Here is a 17627-nt window from a genome sequence, read left to right on the forward strand (position 1 = left end):
ACGGCTTAAGGCTAAACCCTTAACCTATTGGTTTACAAAAGTTTGTGAGCGCTCTATACAGTTGGTTTTTATCAATAGGTTTACCAACGTGTGCATTAGCACCGGCGGCTAAATATGTTTTGATGTCTTCCTGCATTACATTTGCCGTTTGCATGACTATGGGTTGGCTAAATCCTTGCTCGCGTAGCTTTTTCGTCGCGGTTAAGCCATCCATTACTGGCATTTGCACATCCATTAAAACTATGTTGGTTGGCTGTTTGCTTGCTTGTTCAATAGCTTGTTCACCATCTTCAACCAAAATTACTTCTGCGCGAGTTTCTAACAATAAAAACTGCATAATCTCTTGGTTGATCATGTTGTCTTCGGCAACAACTATACGGCAATTTTGTAAGTTAGGGGCGGGGACATCCTGCTGAGCATTTTCAACTGTTTGTTCATCACATGCGCTAGTGGGTAGCTTGACATAAAATGTACTGCCGATATTTTCTTTGCTCTCAACCCAAATTTGTCCACCCATTAATTCGGTTAAATTTTTACAAATGGCTAAACCTAGCCCTGTACCGCCAAATTTACGAGTGGTGCTGGCGTCAGCTTGTTTAAACTTTTCAAAGACATTTTTTAGCTGCTCTTCACTCATGCCAATTCCCGTGTCGGTAATGGCAAATACTAAATAATCTTGCGCGGCTTCAGTTAGCAAGTTTACTTTCAGCTTTACACCACCATGTTTGGTAAATTTTATCGCGTTGGAAACTAAGTTAATTAATATTTGGGATATACGCGTAGGATCTTGCTGCCAATAACCATTGGCTTCAGCTTGAATGGCTAATTCTAGTTTTATTTCTTTTTGTTCAGCTTGGTATTGCAAGCCATTTAACGCACTTTCAATTGTGTCGGCTAAATTAAACGGCACCATTTCAATTTCAAGTTTGCCTGCTTCAATTTTTGAGATGTCTAAAATATCATTGATAATTACTAACAAGCTTTGGGCGGATATAGTTGCTTTGTCCAACCAGCTTAATTGTTCTTTATTGAGTGGGTGATGGCGCACCAGCTCAAGCATACCTAAAACGCCATTCATTGGTGTGCGAATTTCATGGCTCATATTGGCGAGAAATTCAGATTTAAGTTTTTCAGAATGTTCGGCACGTGTTTTGGCTTGTTCTAAACCCGTTATTTGTTGATCGATTTTTGTCGCCATACTGTCTAATGACTGCATAACTTGATTAATTTCTTGATATTGGCTGGTATGCTGGGTGTTTTTGTACTGGCCGTTGGCGAATTTTTGGCTAATTTCTTCGAGTTGTTGCACTGGCTTCATTAGCCGTATTGTGAGGTTTTTCAGTAGGATGAGCAGCACCAATAAACAAATAGAGAACAGCACTAAACTAAACAATAGGGCGTTATAAAATGAACTCATTTTTTGTGCTTTGTTATAGGTGAGCTTGATGCTCATTGCGCTTGCCCCTTGCAGCGATTCTATATAATACGGCAGTGCAATTTGTTTACTTTCTATTGAATCAAATTGAGAATGTTTACTGCTGTGCAATACTTGCTGGTGGCTGATAAATTCTACAAATTGATCGTCCGATTCTGTGGCAAATTCTTGTTTCAATAAATTAGCTAAATCTAACACTACATATAAAACACCTGTTGTACGTGTTGGATCTACTAAGGATGCTTGCTCCATAATTAACGGAAACACAAATGCGACAAAGCTACTTTGTTCATGGTGCATTGCCATAACAGGGCTAATATCATTGGTAAGGTTATATATTTGTTTATCGTCAAAATGGTGGCGAGTAAATAAACTTAAAGTGAGAGCGGTTAAGTCAGGTGACTGCACTTTTAAAGTAAAAGATGGATAACCTTCAATAACAAAACCTGAGTCATCCATAATAAAAGCACTTTGAATATACTGGTTGTTTTCAACAAAGTTTTGTAGGGCTTTTATCGCGTATTCAGAAAACAAAATATTGATTGGGGTTTCGGCTAAAAATTTATTCCGACTTAGAGCGTACGACTGAAATTGTGCGTAGTTAATTTGGTTAATAACCGAAGAGGCAATTGAGCTGGTTTGCCAATACAAATTTTGTTGAATTTTATCTTGTTCTTGCTGGTAAAAATGCACAGATAAAAAGCCACCAACAATAATAATGGGTATGCTCATAAAAATGGCGATGTATTTGTAAATAGTATCGCGAAATGAAGTTGTAGCAGCATTATTATTCATTGTTATCATCCAGCTGCAACGAGCGTTCAGTTATGTGCTGCATATATTCTATGCTTTGGTCTATATCGTAAATACCAGAGGCATAACGATTAAACCCTTTGGTCAACACAGCCCATAAAACCGGCATGTATTTGTGCGAAGGTAAAGGTTGCGCGCGTTCTAATTCGGTTAACACCACCGACAGATTAGCGGTCAATTGTGAAGCCTGAGTAACAAAAGCTTCGGTATGCACGGGCAATAATTGGTAATTGTTAAGTAACTGCTCTTGAACTTCTTTCTGTTGTAAAAAATGACTCAATTTTGCCAATAGCTGCTTAGTTTCGGCTGTTTGCTTTTTATTCGGAAACGCCAGTACATGTACTGAATAAAAAGGCTGAAGCTGCGTGTCATTGATCTTCGGCAAAGGCGCAACACCTAAATTTTCCCCCATGCTAGTTAACAAATCAGCATACGACCAATAACCTGAAACAAAATAGCTTAGTTGACCTGTTTTAAATTTATTATTGTTACAGTTGTAGTTACAGCTGGTGTCGATAACTTGATTGTTTTTCAAAGAAAAATAGAAGGTTAGGGCAGACTTTAGCTGAGTATTGTCAAATACAATTTGGCCATTTTGCAGAGGAAAGGCATTAAACGCATTTAAAAATGGCGCGAGCCAATAAGCTTCGTAATAGCTCCATCCTATATTGTTTTCTTGTTTAAATTGGCTTATTTCTGCCCAAGTCGTCGCCGGTTTTTTCACCTGTGATTTGTTGTAATACATCAATAAATGATTGCCAGCAACTATAGGTATGCCGAGTTGTTGCCCATCTACTTGACCCATTTGTAGTGATTTTTTTTCTAATTTAGCATTTAGCCAATTAGGGGCAATGGCTTGAAATTGGATATCTTCTATCCCAATAAAATCATTGGGCACAATTACAGCATCAGGTTGATTACCACTTTTTGCTCTAGTTAATAGTTCAAGTTTTAGCTCGCTGTTATCAACAAAACGGCTGTTGAGCGTAATCTTTTGTTGCTGGGCAAATTGTTGCAATACAGCTTGAAACCCTTGATTTGAATGGCCTATGGCAACTTCTAAAGTTTGCGCTGAAAGCTGAAAATGTATGCTGAAAATTAAAAACAATACAAACTTTTGAATGCGCATAACCTTGTGTGAAAATTTGAGTTGTGGTGGTTTATATAGAGTTTAGCTGCCATTATTAAAAAAGCGAGCGAGATAACGCTGCTAAACCTCTTGCAAAACTTAACAAAAACAAAGGGTGTGTTAGAATACGCGCCCTTGCTAATAGCTATTCACGGGATCCCTTACCATGTTAGACAACATCCGCATTATTTTGATAAATACTTCGCACACCGGCAATATTGGCTCAACTGCGCGAGCAATGAAAACTATGGGGTTATCTAAGTTGTGGTTGGTAGATCCAGTGCAAGAGCCAGACAGCCACTCAAGTGCACTTGCTGCAGGTGCAACAGATGTCTTAGGTAATGCGCGCATTGTTAAAACGCTTGATGAAGCGATTGAAGGCTGCCGCCTAGTGGTAGCGACCAGTGCACGCAGCCGCACTTTATCTTGGCCAGTAATGGACCCACGTGATTCAGGCGTCAAGTTAGTTGAAGAAGCGCAAACAGGTGAGGTCGCATTAATATTTGGCCGAGAAAATAATGGCCTAAGTAATGAAGAGCTACAAAAAGCGCATTTTCACGCTGTTATACCGGCAAACCCTGATTATAGTTCACTTAATTTAGCCGCTGCCGTGCAAACCCTGTGTTATGAAATTCGCATGGCGCACTTGGCAAATACTGAAATAAAGTCGGAAGTTGAACCTTATCCACTAGTTGAAGATTTAGAACGCTTCTATACTCATTTAGAGACAACTTTGTCGAAAACTGATTTTATCGTCAAAAATCATCCAGGGCAGGTGATGGCAAAACTTCGTCGTTTGTACAATCGCGCCCGCCCTGAAACGCAAGAGTTAAATATTTTACGCGGTATTTTGTCGTCTATTGATAAGTTGACCAAATAACAGGATTTATTAAATGTTTGAGCGTTTAAAAGAAGATATCGATTCGGTATTTCATCGCGATCCGGCAGCACGCAATTTTATTGATGTATTAACCAATTACCCAGGTATGCAAGCAATTTGGTGGCATAGAGTAAGCCATCCTTTGTATAAAAATAACTGGAAATGGTTAGCGCGTTTTGTCTCGAATTTAGCGCGTTGGTTAACTGGTATTGAAATTCACCCTGGGGCAACCATTGGCCGCCGTTTTTTTATCGACCACGGTATGGGCGTGGTTATCGGCGAAACCGCTGAAATTGGTGATGATGTTACTTTGTACCACGGCGTTACTTTAGGTGGCACAAGTTGGAACAAAGGTAAACGCCACCCGACACTTGGCAATGGTGTGGTAGTAGGTGCTGGCGCAAAAGTACTAGGGCCAATTTATATTGGGGAAAATGCCAAAATCGGTTCAAATTCTGTTGTGGTTAAAGACGTTGCTGAAGGTGCCACTGTGGTTGGTATACCCGGTAAAGTAGTTACCTCTAAAGCTAAACCTGCAGAAAAAGATGGGGTAACAGAACAACGCAAAGCGATAGCAGAAAAATATGGTTTTGATGCTTATGCGGTTAGCGCCGACAACCCAGATCCAGTTGCCAATCATATTGGGAAGATACTCGACCATTTGCATATTATGGACAGTAAAGTGGCGGAACTTTGCCGTGAAGTGAAAAAAATGGGTGGTGATGTTTGTGATCAAGCTTTGCCTAATTTATCAATTGATGATGATGATGTGGTTAAAGCAGAACAAGACGCGGCGCGTAGTCGCCAATCACAACATGAGTCGTTTGATCCTCAAATATAAACCTTATCTACAGTTAAGCCTTAAGCATGATGTTTAAGGCTTAATTTGCTAAAAAATCTTGAGTTGTTTTGATATAGTAAATGTATCTCTGTTTACTGGACAACTGCATGCAACTTCTCTCTATTAATGTTTCGAAAACACAGCTGATTAATTATGGCACTCGGCAAATTGAAACCGGCATTTTTAAAAAGCCGATTTATCAAGCGGTTGAAGTTTTTGAAGATCATATTCAAGGTGACGAACAAGCTGATTTACAAAACCATGGTGGCTTAGACAAAGCTGTGTATGCGTATAGCTTTGCCCATTATGCGTATTGGAAAGACAAACTCGGGTTATTAGAATTGGACTTTGGTAGTTTTGGCGAAAACTTTACCTTTTCAGAGTTAGACGAAGCCAGCATTCAAATTGGTGATATTTTCAAAATTGGCAGTTGTTTATTGCAAGCCAGCCAACCGCGTGTGCCTTGTTTTAAACTCGGACTTAAATTTGATAACGCTGAAATGCCACGTTTATTTACTAAATCGGCCAAAACTGGCATTTATTTTCGAGTATTACAAACAGGCACAATTGCACCGGATCAGCAATTAGAGCTGGTTGAACAAGCACAAAACAGTGTGCCGGTACAAACTTTGTTTAATGCCTATTACAACCAAGATGTTGCACAAGGTTTACCTATAATTGCTAAAGCGGTTGAACTAGCAACTTTGTCTGAAGCTTGGAAAGGGCAGTTGGCTAAGTATTTAACGAAACATGCTTAATCACTGAATACAAAAAAGCGCTAGTGATTACTCAACTAGCGCTTTGGCTTATAACCTAATTGACTTACAAAGGTTAGATTCTTACTTGAATACCTAGAGTTACTCGACGTTCGTTATAAAAACGCTCATCAGTTAAGTCTTCCCATTGAAGGTATGACTCGTTTGCTTGCTCGGTTAAATTAATACCTTGCAACGACAGCGTAACTTTATCATTAATGTCATAACTCATTGATGCATCAATATAAGTTGTTGGTTTTTGGTAGCGTGCAAAATAATAAGGGTCTTTGTTAACTAACCACTCATAACGTTTGCTACGCATATTGGCTGCGATACGCGCTTGGAAACCGTCTTTGTCGTACCACAATACAAAGTTACCCGAATGTTTAGAGTTATCTGCAACTGGTAATTCGTTGCCATAATAATCTAGATCACCACCTTTTGCTGACGAGTAGGTATAACTTGTTTGCACACCCAAACCGTCGAACGGCGCTGGTAAAAAGTCAAACCCTTGTTGGTACTGAAATTCGACACCTTTTGTTGCACCACCAGACACATTCACTTTGGTTGTGGTTTTAACTAAACCTGTTTGGGTTTGGGTGTTGATGTCATAACCACGCACCACGCCGTCGGAATCAACAATATCGTCACGGAACACTGTGCCTTGCACTATGGCTGTGTCTTCGTCAATTTTAAACAAACCTACACTTAATAAACCTGTGTCATTAAAGTACCACTCGTAACTTAAATCTAGGTTGGTGCTGCGCTGTGGTTCTAATTTGGGGCTACCTATAGCATTAGCACCAGTGGCACAGAATACAGTTTCGCCTGATGGTGTTTGCACATTACAACCCAGAATGCGAGTTACCGTAATACCACCACCTAAATCGTTGGTATTGTGATTACCTAAGGTTTTGTTAAAGCTAAAACGGACTAAATGTTCATCGGTTAAATTTAAAGTTAAGTTTAAACTCGGCAAAAAGTCGTTGTAGCTATTGTCGCTAATTAAAGGTGCATCTTTTTTAAATGGTGCACCTGGGCCAATTAAGTAATCTTGGTTGTTGAAGGTTAAGCTGCGTGCTTTAGAGTCAACGTTCGCTTGTTCAACGTCAATTTCAGTTTGTACGTAACGGAAACCAAAATTACCACGCAGCGGCAGATTCGCTAGTTCTGTGCTCAAATTGGCTTGAGCATAAATGCTAGTGGTTTTTTCTTCTAACTCATAGGTTAAATCTGGGTTAGGTGCTTGAATTTGTGTGCCGTATAACGCGGTATGGAAGGCTAACGGATCATCCATAGCCTTAGGGTCGACAAAATAAAGTGAACCTAAACCTTCAGCGCCAACAAAATCATCTATCTGAGTGATTTTTCCAGCCAATCGACTATCGTTAAACGAAATTGGCTCGATATATGATTCACCTGTTGTTGGTGCTTGGCTTGCTGAATCTTTCCAGCGCGCGACATATGGATCACCTTGGCCGTTAGTGCGCACGGCTAAACCAGTCCATTCTTGTTGGTCAACTTTCCTGATACCATAACGCGCACCAAAATCTACAGACGTAATGGCAAATGCATCTAAGTAATAGTTGGCATCTAGTCTGAAGGCATCAAATTCACCGTTGCGATTGTAGCCTGTTAGATTGGTTGAGGTTGCGCTGTATCTATTGATATTGCTACCAAATTTTTCAATGGTTACTGAGCCGTCAGCTTCAACAACTTGCATTTCAGGCAAGCTCCAAGTTTGTTTATCACCTTGATAGGCAATGCCGATAGGAATTTGCGTATAAGCACCATCGACTGCTGTACCGTCCGGTAAACTTGCTGCTTCGCCGGCATAACCCCAAGGATTAACTGGTGAGTCTTCACAAACAGCATCTTCATTGGCTAAAAACTCGGCTGATTTATAAGTTGCGTTGGCTTGGCAGCCGTTATTTATATAAGCATCGACTACAGAATGTTGTTTTTTCTCAACCGCTTCGCCATGCACCCAGCGTACAGAAGCTTTAAGATCACCACCATTATCAAATTTAATTTCTAGATTGGTATTGAGTGACTCTTTGTCAATTGCATGGGTTTCACTATGCACCATAGTTCGGCGCGCTTGTAACTCACCAGCTTGCAAGCTATACAAATTACCTTCTTCGACTAGCGTGCGCTCTGCTCCTGTGTGGATAGGGTGGGCAATAGCACCAGTTAACTCACCGTCAAGCATACTTGGGGTAAACCAGCCGGTTTCGCCTTGCCATGCTTGGCTAGCAATAAAACCAGCTTGGCGTTGATGTTCTTGCATTTTTGTATAAAAAACATCGGCTAAAACTTCTACCGAATCAGTTAATCGCCACTGAATTGCACCGTTTAAACCGTTTCTTTCACGTTCGATAAAGCGGTTTGACGCCTCGTGTCCTTGAAATGCATAAAATAAGTCGTTGGTATCACCATCAAATGAAGCGTCAGTGTCGTCTTCAACAAATGATTTTTTTTCGTTGGCGATAAATCCCCAATCGCTACCACTGGCACCAACTGCATAATCTGCTAAGTTGACTGTCGAGTGTGAAACGTTGAGCGTTGCTCCAAAATCATCACCGTTGTAGAAACCAGTAAACAAAGACAAAGATTTATCGGTTTCGTCACCGTATGAACCTTTAATCGCTTCTGCTTTGCCAGTTAAGGTTAAACCTTGAGTTAACTCAAATGGACGATAGGTTTTTAAGTTGATTGTACCACTGACCCCTCCGTTTAAGATGGATGCTTGGCTCGACTTAAATACATCAACACCCGAAACCATAGTTGCTGGAATATCGGTAAAGCTTGGCTGCACAACTGTAATTGCCCCAGCTGTCATCATTTGTTCACCGTTGAGGGTAACCGCAACATTACTGTTGCCTCGAATGTTGGGCGAATTACCTTCACCAGCCGAACGATTAATTTGAATGCCTGGAATACGTTGTAACGAATCAGCTATGGTTGCATCAGGTAATTTACCTATGTCGGTTGCTGTGATTGAATCCATTACAGTATTCGAAAACTGTTTGTTTGCTAACGATTTTATTGCAGAGCCTCGAAAACCACGTACTTGAATGACTTCGGTGTTTTCGTCAGCTTGTGCTTGTTCAGTTTGTTGTGAAAGTGCATTTGGTGCGTATATACCGGCCAATATGCTGGTTGCTAATAGGCTTTTGCCAAATTTGTTATATTTTTTCATAAAATCTTCCTCGAAAGAATTAGGGGGAGCAAGTCCACCCTAATTTCAAATACGGTTAGTCGTTGCTCGGCTCGAAACTTTCTACTAGGGTGTCGTCAAAGGTAATTTTGTCGATAAACACCATGGCTTCAGCTGAGGTTAAATCGAAGCCTTCAAATTGAATGCCCATGCCGCTAACTGTGTCTATGTCTGCTACATCTAGTGTCAGCTCAATACCACCATTGGGAATAAGGCTAGCGCCAGCATCACGCCATGCACCGTCAGCATCTTTTGCCCATAACTTGCCGGTTGCAGTTGCGCCGACATTGGCCGCATTTACCGTCACTTTAATCGTGGAAACACCGGTTACGTCAAACCCTTGGTAACTTTGTAAAATTAACGAAGTTGCATCCGAATTTTCTGCGGCAGTTAGGTCTATGCTGCCAGTTAGTGCTAATAAACCATCGGCTGACCATCCATTTGACAAAGTATTGCCGTCAGTCGGCGACCAGTTTTTCTGGAACTCCCAACTGCCATCGTATGCATAGTGGGTGAGCGGTGCGGCAAAGTCTTCGACTAGAGTGTCGTCAAATCTAACTTGGTCGACAAAAAACAGTGCATTTGTTGCTGAGCCATCAAATGCTTCGAATTGCACACCTAGGCCAGATACTGTGTCTATGTCTGCAACATCAATACTGAGCTCGATACCGCCTGAGGTAATTAAAGTTGCACCTGCGTCTCGCCATGTACCACTGCCATCTTTAGCCCATAATTTTGCGGTAGTGTCAGGGCCTGCGTTAATCGCATTCGCTGACAATTTAATTTTATCTATACCGGTTACATCAAAGCCGTCAGTTGGATAGGTTTGTAGGATAACTGCATTAGCACCAGCTTGTTGGCTCAAGTCTTTGCTGCCTGTCAACGCAGTTGTACCGCTTGACGCCCAGCCATTTGACAAACTGATGCCATCAGTTGCTGCCCAGTTAACTTGTAATTGCCAAGCACCTTCATAGGTACTGTGCGTAACACCACCTATAACAACTGGAGGTGGCGCCAGTTGTTCTCCGCCAATACGGTCAATATCGTCACTATTGAGTGCGTGTTCAGCTTTGTAGGCTTTTTCTAAGTTTTCAGTTTGAACAAATCCATTCCAAGTTACAAAATAGCTGTACCAAACATCTAAATCTTGTTGAGCTTGAACATCTGGTGTATTGCCTACTTCGGTCAAAGCAATAAGCTTTTTGCCGTCAAAAATTTCTTTGAGTGCTTTGTATTCGCTGTCATACAAGCCGGATGCGCTGTGATAACCATCCACACCGATAATGTCGACATAATTATCACCTGGATACCAGTCGCTGCTGGTACTTTCAGCAGTAAATACCCAAATCAAGTTATCTAAACCATGGGTGATAGTTAGTTCGTTATAGAGTAATTTCCACAACTCAACATAAGCTGCTGAGCCTGCACTGCCCCACCAGAACCATTCACCTTCTGCTTCATGCAGCGGACGCCACAATACTGGAATATCTTCGTCTTCAAGTTTTTGCAGCTCTGCTGCAATAATTGCAATGTCGCTGATCAGCGCTTTATATTCATCGCTTTGTGTATCTGCCAGCGCTGCGGCTAAATCAAAAGTTGTCGCAGATGAATAAAATCCTTGATCCCAATGTTGTTTGGCGTCTCTTGATAACGCATTGCCATCTTTGTCTTTGCCATCCCCTTGGTCAAGCAAATGCATAGGCGCATTCCAATGCCAGGCCATTGTTAGCATCATTTTGCCTTGGTTATAGGCATTGATGACTTTTTCAGTATATTCATCAGTTGTTTGGCCATTGGCAATGCGAGAAGATGAATAGTTCATTAAATCAAATCCCATAACAGCTGGTAGTTCACCAACTGCTGATTTGATCGCATTTGCTTCTTTAAGTAAGTCTTCGCTTACCGTCCAAGGTGCTTCTTGCTGGCCAGTAAATGCCTTTTTACCATAGTTGTCGGTAAGCACTGTCATAAGTGCTTGTGTTTGCTCTGTTGCGTTTGCATTGACTAGGCTAGGTGCGACTGCTTTTGGTGGCTCAGGCGGTGCTGCGGGTAATAACTTTAAATAATCAATTTCGTAGTAGCCCCAGCCACAACAAATTTCAACATCATGGTAACCTTGCTCAAGTTGGTAGACGCCAATACGTTTTTCAGCAAACGCGCCACTTAATGGAAACATGCCTTCGATGGCTAAACCATCTAAAGTAATTTGGTAACCTTTTTGGTCGTATTGCGAGCGAAAGCCAGTCCAAACTGAATAATTGCCTGTTTCTTTAACATAAATTTTCATGTTAACAGACGCACTTGGAACCATATCTGAAATATAACCTTCGCCAGAATATCCGGTTGTCTCTGTAACCAGTGAGATATCGCCAACTAATTCAGTTTCAACGTTTAAAACAGCAGCACCGTCTAACATAATTGGATTGCCATCTGCGTCTAACACTTCTATACCTGGCTCACCTGCTTCGAAAGTTTGCACTAAGCTTTGGTCGAAGATAATCGCTTTGGCGTTGTCTTCGTATAAGCTGCCATTTTCATCGGCAACTTGCAGGCCGTTTTCATCCAATATTTTCAGTTTAAATTCAAATGTTTCTAAACCATCAACAACAGGCGCGACAAATTCTAAATCTTCATTGGTCCAACCATTAGTTGGTGTAATGTCTTGACCTTTAATTTGCTCCCATTCAAGTGTGTAACCGGCTGGAATAGGGTAGCCGATAAAGCGGCCATCTAATATTATCGTTGCGTTTGGCGAACCTTCTGTGTCTTCACCAGCTAATACTCCCAGTGGGCGATCTTCTGGTGTGTACTCAACGCTATCTGCGTTTGTTGTTCCTTCTTCCACACAGCCTGCGGTTGTCCCTGCTAGTAATAATGCAGATATAACAGCGACTAGCGGTTTTCTATTGAAAGGCGTTGTCATGTTGAACCTCATATTAAACCTTTGTTTCTGTTTGTAAGTTATAATTCTCTGGTAATAAATATAAACCGGTTACATTTATTGTTCGTTTAAATGCACAAGGAACTAAACGTTTTGTTATGTTTTTTCACAAGTGATTTACAATAAATCGTATTTTATTGTGGCGGTTAGATCAACATAAAAATATAAAAATTTACATTTATTTTAACTTTGTTGTTTTATCTAATTGATATTTAGGTTTATTTTTGTTGTAACCGGTTTTTTATTTTTTGCCATTTTATATGTTCGGACTTTCGCACCTTGTTTTGCAGTTAATGTGTCGATATTTTGCAAGTTAATTGTCCATAAGGTTAAAGTGAGCAAGTTTTTGACTAAATTATTTACATTTTTGTGATAACCGGTTACATTGTTGCTCTGGTTCAATTGGAGGATTTATGAGCAACTTAGTTTATTGGTCAATTACAGTGGCGGTCGCAGGTTTTTTATTTGGTTTTGACACTGCTGTTATTTCCGGCGCAGATGCGTTGATCCAAACGCAGTGGAACACCTCGCCGTTTTTTCATGGTGCCTTTATTATGTCTTCGGCGTTATGGGGTACTGTGATTGGCGCCTTGTTTGCTAAGTGGCCGTGTGATGGCTTAGGCCGAAAAACAACTTTGATTATCATTGGATTATTGTATTTGGTTTCGGCGTTGGGCTCAGCATTAGCACCTGATCCTTATTCGTTCTCATTTTTCCGTTTTATTGGTGGTTTAGGTGTCGGCGCGTCATCTATTGCTGTGCCTGCTTATATATCCGAAATTGCGCCAGCAAAACATAGAGGGCGTTTAGTTGCTCTGTACCAATTTCAATTGGTTCTTGGAATTTTAGTTGCGTTTTTCTCCAATTATTTAATTTCGGGCAATACAGATCATGACTGGCGCTGGATGTTAGCTGTCGAAGTTTTGCCAGCGGCAGTATTTGTATTATTGGTATTAAAAGTGCCGGAAAGCCCAAGATGGTTAGTCTTGTTTAAACAAAACAATCAAAAAGCTTTAGCTATATTAGAAAAATTGGGCGAAGCAAATCCACAGAAAGTGATTAAAAATATTCTAAGCGATGGCCAAGATGCGACACAAAAGTCTATCTGGCAAAACACCTTTCGCTGGCCGATTGTATTGGCATTTTTAATCGCCTTTTTTAATCAATTATCTGGGATTAATTTTATTATTTACTTTGCGCCGCGAGTGTTTGCGCTTGCCGGTTTGGACGCTGACTCTGCTTTATTATCGTCTGCTGGTATTGGTTTAGTTAACCTATTGTTTACTATGTTAGGTGTGTATTTAATTGATAAGTTGGGTCGTAAAACTCTGATGTATATTGGCTCTGTTGGCTATATAACATCTTTGTTAATTGTCGCTTGGGCTTTTAATACCGACAGTTCAGGTATGGTTGTGGTATTAGCTGTATTTGCATTTATCGCCTCACACGCAATTGGCCAAGGCGCAGTAATTTGGGTATTTATTGCGGAGATATTCCCAAATTCTGTGCGTTCAGCAGGGCAAGCAATTGGCTGTGGTACCCACTGGGTATTTGCTGCACTCATTACTCTAGTTATGCCTGCTGCACTGCAAGCATTTAAAGTTGATCAAATTTTCTTCTTTTTTGCATTTATGATGGTTTTACAACTATTGTTTGTTAGATATTGGATGCCGGAAACTAAAGGCCAGTCGTTAGAAAATATTGCTGATAAGGTCATGGCAGAACATCAAACTAATGAACAACAAGAGGTTAAAGCCTAATGGCCTATATTGATTTTAGATTAGCCACTGAGACAATATTACAACAAGCCAGCGAACTTGTTTGGCGTATAACCGACGGTTTAGCTAAACCTGCTCAGCAGTTAAAGTGTTTACCTACCTTTGTAACCATTAAACAAAGTCGTTTTAATGGCGATGCATGTGTACTTGACTTAGGTGGCTCTAATTTGCGCGCAGCCAAAGTTGTTTTTAGAGATGGCAAAGTGTTTGCAATTTCTCGAGCTTTACCTATTCAAATGCCGTGGAAGCGCGGCATCAGTTACAACAAAATTGATTATCTAGAAAAGCAGGCAGACGCCTTAATCAACTGTGGCCATATCCAAGATTTGCCGTTGGGATATTGTTTTTCTTTTCCGGCAGATGGGCTCACTAATGGTGATGCGCAGTTGATCCATTGGACCAAAGGTTTGCATGTAAACGACACAGAAGGTCAGTTAGTCGGTAAAACTTTTATCGATTATATTTCGCGTGTTCATCAAGTAGAGTTAACCCATCCAACCGTTATTAATGACACAGTTGCTAGCTTATTAGCAGGATTGACTTTGCCAATAACGGACGCAACTTTTGGCTTAATTGCCGGCACAGGTTTTAATACTGCAGCGCTTATTCCAGCTCAGTTGATTGCAAAATTGCCCGATCAGCATAGCCACTTGGGCGAAATGCCGGTTAATTTAGAATCAGGTAATTTTAATCCTAGCTGTTTAACCGAATTCGATAGCTTAGTCGACCAAGAGTCGGAAAACCCAGGCATGCAAGTATTTGAAAAAGCAGTTTCTGGTATGTATTTAGCGCGAATTTTTCATGCCGCTTATCCCGATGCTGCGGTTGATCCAAAACAGGGCGCAAAAGGTGTGATGCAATTTATCGATAGCAATAGTTCAGCTTCCGCTGAAGTTTGCAGTGCCATTAGTCTAATGATTCGAGCGGCCCAGCTTATCTCAATTCAAATGTTAGGATTAATTGAACATCATCTAACTTATGTTAATCCAAAAGCTAAAACCTTTAGGTTTGTTTGTGAAGGTGGTTTGTTTTGGGCATCAGGGCATAAGTTGGGTGGATTTAATCAGCTAGTTACCGATAGTTTAGACGACGTTTTGGCTGTAAAAGGCTGGCAGGCACTTGCCGTGGATATCTGTAAAGTGGAACAAGCCAATTTAAAAGGTGCGGCAATTGCTGCATTAGCGAATAAACAAGCCGCAGTTCAATTACAGCATTCTGCTTAGTTTTAGTTTTCTTAAATTTTTAATTTTAAAATGTAACCGGTTAAGTGAGGTTTTGGTGGAATCAAAAATCATCCGATTAGAAAATAGTTATCAGCATTACGATTGGGGGACAGACAGCGACATTGCAAAAATCTTGGCTATTAGCGCTCCAGCAGGCAATCTGCCACTTGCTGAATTATGGGTTGGTGCACATCCAAATTTGCCGTCATTCGCGGTTGAATACAACTTAGCCTTAGATCAAGTTATTGAGCAAAACCCTCAAGCTATCTTGGGCGAACACTGTCAGTTGATGGCGAATAAGCTGCCTTATTTATTTAAAATATTATCTGCTAAACAAGCTTTATCTATTCAAGTGCATCCGTCGAAAGCCCAAGCTGAAATCGGCTTTAAGCTTGAGCAGCAGGCGGGCATTAAAACGACTGATAAAAATTGTAATTATAAAGACGATAACCATAAACCTGAGCTTATCTATGCATTAACTAATTTTTCCGCTATGGCGGGCTTTCGCCCAGTACAACAAATGGCTCAGGCGCTTGCTAAACTGAATGTTGAGTTGTTTACACCTTGGTGTAACAAGTTATTAGTTGCTACAGAGCAATCGGAATCGACTCAGCAGCAAATTGTCGAAGAGTTTTATGCCTGGTTGTTGTATTTAGAGCAAGAGCCGCTTGAGCTAGCTTGTGCTCAGGCTGTCGCTAATGCGAAAAAGTTAGCAGAAACCGACGTCGAATTATATTGGGTTGCTGAGCTGTATCGAATTTATGGCGTTGATAGCGGCATATTTTTCCCGCTAATTCTTAACTTGATTGTACTGCAACCGGGCCAAGCGATATTTTTAGGCGCTGGCTGCCCACATGCATATTTGCAAGGCACTGGCATTGAAGTTATGGCCAACTCAGACAATGTACTACGTGGTGGTTTAACCCAGAAATTTATGGATAGACAAGAGCTGATTAAAGTAACTCGTTATGACAGTGCTGCCAATAATATTCAAGTTCAACAGCTATCAAGAGGCGAGCGTGAACATACCTTTGATGTACCTGTACCAGACTTTCAATTGCAATTATTAAATTTAGTGGATGATGAATTTGTTTGTGGTCAATCAGGCTCTGCTGAGTTGTATTTTGTGGTCAAGGGCTGTGTGCAAATTGACGGACAAAACTTCACCAATGGCCAAGCCTTTTTGTTACCTGCATCGGCTGACGGGCTAACTTTATCCGGCACAGCAAGCGTGGCTCGGGTGTATACGCAATTACACCTTAATTAAGCTTAAGCTAGCTCAGCCCGCAAACTAAAAAAGAAAAAGGCTTGGGTAAACAAGCCTTTTTCTATTTATTCGGTGTTTAGATTAGTTGTATTAAGCCTTAGCTCGAACAGGTTTAACACTTTCACGCACAACAAAGTCGTGTTTTAAAATAAATTCTGACTGGTTTACTTCTTTGCCATCCATAATTTGCAATAACAACTGCATGGCTTTTTTACCCATTTCTTCAGCTGGTTGGCGCACTGTAGTTAATGCTGGATCTGTATAAGTTGCAAAAGGCAAATCGTCAAAACCTGTGATAGAAACATCTTCCGGTACTTTTAATCCCACTTCTTTGAATGCTTTAATCGCACCTACCGCCATTTCATCATTCATTGAAAATACTGCGGTAGGTCTATCAGGCATATTGGCAAAATACTCACCGCCAGCGTGACCTGACGACATAGTAAAGTCACCTTCAAAAACTAACTCAGGGTCAAATTCTATGCCTGCATCGGCCAGCGCTTGTTTGTAACCTTCAAATCTATCTATGCTATGTGGATTGTCTTCTAAACCTGCAATACAACCAATGCGTTTATGGCCCATGGAAATGAGGTAGTTCATTATTGATAGAGACGCTGCAGCGTGATCCATTCGAACTGACACATAAGGTGTACCCGAAGCACCACAAGCTGCAACTGCCGGAATATGTTGATTAGGTAACAGTTTATAATCAGGGGTATGTGGACGTAATTGAATAACACCATCAGCTTGGCGCGATTCAACTAAACGTATGTATTCGGCTTCACGTCTTTCATTGTCACGGGTTTCACCTAACAATATGTTGTAACCGTTTTGCACAGCGGTTTCTTGGATTGCACGAATAACTTTAGTGAAGAATAAGTTTGCAAAATCCGGTACTAATACAACCACAGCATAGGCTTTAGCAGAACGAAAATTTCTAGCCATCATATTCGGGCGATAACCAACAGCGTCTACCGCATCCATGACTTTTTTTAAGCTGTTTTTTGATACTTTTTCAGGGTTGGTAAAAGCTCGAGACACGGTGGCAATTGATACACCGGCCTTTTTTGCGACGGCTCGAATATTACTCATAGGCTTATTCTTGTGTTGTGTTAGATTAATTTTTAGTAAATTTATCAAAGAAACAAATGTAAATCCACTAACAAAATTAACTTTTAAGTCAATAACAATGCAGTGAAAACCGGTTACGTTAAATTAAGGTTGGGTTTACCGAGGAATATTGTTAAGTTAGTAAAGCATTCTACACTTAATTAATATACGAACACATTGTAACAGTTTATTTGTTTGCTCATGAAACCGTCTTTGTTCATTTTTTTGTTTTGTT

At 40.7% G+C, this 17627-nt stretch carries 11 protein-coding genes; 6 read left to right on the top strand and 5 right to left on the bottom strand.

All coding sequences use genetic code 11. The features are described 5' to 3' along the window. Positions 1–19: 19 nt before the first annotated feature. Entirely contained in the window at positions 20–2230 is a 2211-nt protein-coding gene (locus ACMZOO_RS17670; protein WP_440906547.1) for an ATP-binding protein, read from the bottom strand. Further along, a complete protein-coding gene (locus ACMZOO_RS17675) occupies positions 2223–3377 on the bottom strand; it encodes a sugar ABC transporter substrate-binding protein (protein ID WP_440906548.1) in 1155 nt (384 codons plus the stop codon). Before ACMZOO_RS17675 ends, ACMZOO_RS17670 begins: the two co-directional genes overlap by 8 nt. A gap of 166 nt (positions 3378–3543) precedes the next feature. Here ACMZOO_RS17675 and trmJ point away from each other — a divergent pair, with 166 nt between their 5' ends. The 3 genes from trmJ (at position 3544) to ACMZOO_RS17690 (ending at position 5856) form a co-directional block, all read left to right on the top strand. Further along, a complete protein-coding gene (gene trmJ, locus ACMZOO_RS17680) occupies positions 3544–4257 on the top strand; it encodes a tRNA (cytosine(32)/uridine(32)-2'-O)-methyltransferase TrmJ (RefSeq protein WP_440906549.1) in 714 nt (237 codons plus the stop codon). Between the two features lie 13 nt (positions 4258–4270). Beyond that, positions 4271–5098: a serine O-acetyltransferase gene (gene cysE, locus ACMZOO_RS17685; protein ID WP_440906550.1), complete on the top strand. Its 828-nt coding sequence runs from the start codon at positions 4271–4273 to the stop codon at positions 5096–5098. Positions 5099–5205: 107 nt separating this feature from the next. After that, complete coding sequence (locus ACMZOO_RS17690) at positions 5206–5856, top strand: MOSC domain-containing protein (protein WP_440906552.1); 651 nt, start codon at positions 5206–5208, stop codon at positions 5854–5856. Positions 5857–5929: 73 nt separating this feature from the next. Here ACMZOO_RS17690 and ACMZOO_RS17695 read toward each other — a convergent pair whose 3' ends face one another. After that, entirely contained in the window at positions 5930–9055 is a 3126-nt protein-coding gene (locus ACMZOO_RS17695) for a TonB-dependent receptor (RefSeq protein WP_440906553.1), read from the bottom strand. Between the two features lie 55 nt (positions 9056–9110). Next, positions 9111–11996, bottom strand: a complete 2886-nt coding sequence (locus ACMZOO_RS17700; protein WP_440906554.1) for a glycosyl hydrolase — start codon at positions 11994–11996, stop codon at positions 9111–9113. Positions 11997–12427: 431 nt separating this feature from the next. On the opposite strand from ACMZOO_RS17700, the gene ACMZOO_RS17705 reads away from it, so the two are divergent. Genes ACMZOO_RS17705 through manA form a run of 3 tightly spaced genes read left to right on the top strand, consistent with a single transcriptional unit; the run spans position 12428 to position 16282 of the window. Continuing rightward, on the top strand, positions 12428–13774 hold the full coding sequence (locus ACMZOO_RS17705) for a sugar porter family MFS transporter (RefSeq protein WP_440906555.1): 1347 nt from the start codon (positions 12428–12430) through the stop codon (positions 13772–13774). After that, on the top strand, positions 13774–15015 hold the full coding sequence (locus ACMZOO_RS17710; protein ID WP_440906556.1) for a hexokinase family protein: 1242 nt from the start codon (positions 13774–13776) through the stop codon (positions 15013–15015). Before ACMZOO_RS17705 ends, ACMZOO_RS17710 begins: the two co-directional genes overlap by 1 nt. Positions 15016–15070: 55 nt before the next feature. After that, positions 15071–16282, top strand: coding sequence for a mannose-6-phosphate isomerase, class I (gene manA, locus ACMZOO_RS17715; protein WP_440906557.1), 1212 nt, complete (start codon positions 15071–15073; stop codon positions 16280–16282). Between the two features lie 90 nt (positions 16283–16372). On the opposite strand, the gene ACMZOO_RS17720 is transcribed toward manA, so the two are convergent. Then, positions 16373–17374: a LacI family DNA-binding transcriptional regulator gene (locus ACMZOO_RS17720; protein ID WP_440906558.1), complete on the bottom strand. Its 1002-nt coding sequence runs from the start codon at positions 17372–17374 to the stop codon at positions 16373–16375. Between the last annotated feature and the right edge of the window lie 253 nt (positions 17375–17627).

The organism is Catenovulum sp. SX2 (assembly GCF_052056295.1).
In the GTDB taxonomy this organism is placed as follows: domain Bacteria; phylum Pseudomonadota; class Gammaproteobacteria; order Enterobacterales; family Alteromonadaceae; genus Catenovulum.

Coding starts and splice junctions, on each gene's coding strand:
- ACMZOO_RS17670 (WP_440906547.1), bottom strand. CDS start 2,230: ATGAATAATAATGCTGCTACAACTTCATTTCGCGATACTATTTACAAA.
- ACMZOO_RS17675 (WP_440906548.1), bottom strand. CDS start 3,377: ATGCGCATTCAAAAGTTTGTATTGTTTTTAATTTTCAGCATACATTTT.
- trmJ (WP_440906549.1), top strand. CDS start 3,544: ATGTTAGACAACATCCGCATTATTTTGATAAATACTTCGCACACCGGC.
- cysE (WP_440906550.1), top strand. CDS start 4,271: ATGTTTGAGCGTTTAAAAGAAGATATCGATTCGGTATTTCATCGCGAT.
- ACMZOO_RS17690 (WP_440906552.1), top strand. CDS start 5,206: ATGCAACTTCTCTCTATTAATGTTTCGAAAACACAGCTGATTAATTAT.
- ACMZOO_RS17695 (WP_440906553.1), bottom strand. CDS start 9,055: ATGAAAAAATATAACAAATTTGGCAAAAGCCTATTAGCAACCAGCATA.
- ACMZOO_RS17700 (WP_440906554.1), bottom strand. CDS start 11,996: ATGACAACGCCTTTCAATAGAAAACCGCTAGTCGCTGTTATATCTGCA.
- ACMZOO_RS17705 (WP_440906555.1), top strand. CDS start 12,428: ATGAGCAACTTAGTTTATTGGTCAATTACAGTGGCGGTCGCAGGTTTT.
- ACMZOO_RS17710 (WP_440906556.1), top strand. CDS start 13,774: ATGGCCTATATTGATTTTAGATTAGCCACTGAGACAATATTACAACAA.
- ACMZOO_RS17720 (WP_440906558.1), bottom strand. CDS start 17,374: ATGAGTAATATTCGAGCCGTCGCAAAAAAGGCCGGTGTATCAATTGCC.